This window comes from Shimia sediminis (genome assembly GCF_003990645.1).
Lineage (GTDB): Bacteria > Pseudomonadota > Alphaproteobacteria > Rhodobacterales > Rhodobacteraceae > Shimia > Shimia sediminis.
Genome location: NZ_RYZK01000049.1, coordinates 1 through 896, shown reverse-complemented (window position 1 = coordinate 896; position 896 = coordinate 1). Strand labels below are relative to the sequence as shown.

The 896-nt window shown below is 43.2% G+C and carries 1 protein-coding gene; it reads left to right on the top strand.

From position 1 onward, the window contains the following. Positions 1-239: 239 nt before the first annotated feature. Positions 240-641: a hypothetical protein gene (locus EK369_RS22825; protein ID WP_127116283.1), complete on the top strand. Its 402-nt coding sequence runs from the start codon at positions 240-242 to the stop codon at positions 639-641. Positions 642-896: the final 255 nt, after the last annotated feature.

Below are 896 nucleotides of genomic sequence, written 5' to 3'. Positions count from 1 at the left end.
TAGGCAAAAATACAAAATAATTGTTAAACATATCCTTTATTGCTTGCGGGTTTCATCATTTATAATATAATAGACTTAAACGTGTATTCAGCATAGAATTATTACCAGACAGCATGTTCCCCAGTTGGATAATGATGATAATCATCGTTGGCATAATGATGGTATGGTCCGGTCAATTGGAATGACTTTTGGTTATGGTAGCCACTTCCAACAGGGTATCCATATCCGGGTACTTTAGATTGGTATTGATAAAGGTGTTGGTAAGCGGGGAAAGCCTTTTGGAAGTGCATGGAGAATCCGTAGCCCTGTTCGTGCCCAAAACCTTGATCATGCCCAAAACCTTGGTCAAATCCAACACCACGGTGATATCCAACGCCTTGGAATGGGTGGACAGCCTGGATTTCTTGGTACAAGATGTCGACTTGATGTTTCAAGTGAACGATATGGGATTGGTGTTCGCTGGGGATTGGCTGGTCATCTTGGACATATTTTTGAATGTAGACCTGGAGTCCTTGGACTTCATTCAAGTGCTTCTGAACGACGTGCATATATTCTTGCCATTGGGATGGTTCGAATACATGTTGGTGTTCTTGAAGATGTTGTTCAATGTGGTGAAGGTGTTGTTCGATCTGGTGGAGTAGCTGGAGTGCTTCAACAGGAGTTGAAATATACTGGTGTCCTAGTTGACTTTGGTAGTGTACACCGGTCCATGGGTATACGGTGTCTGATGGGTATTGATGATGGTATTCAAGTCCGTGTTCGTAACTCTTGGGGTAGTAAGAGTGGCTTTGGCCGGTCATGTAAGGGTAGGAGTAAGGGGCGATTTTGCCCAAAGGAACTGCCCAGGCACATGCCACAAGTGAGAGAAGAACAACTGACTTCATTTTATATTAGAT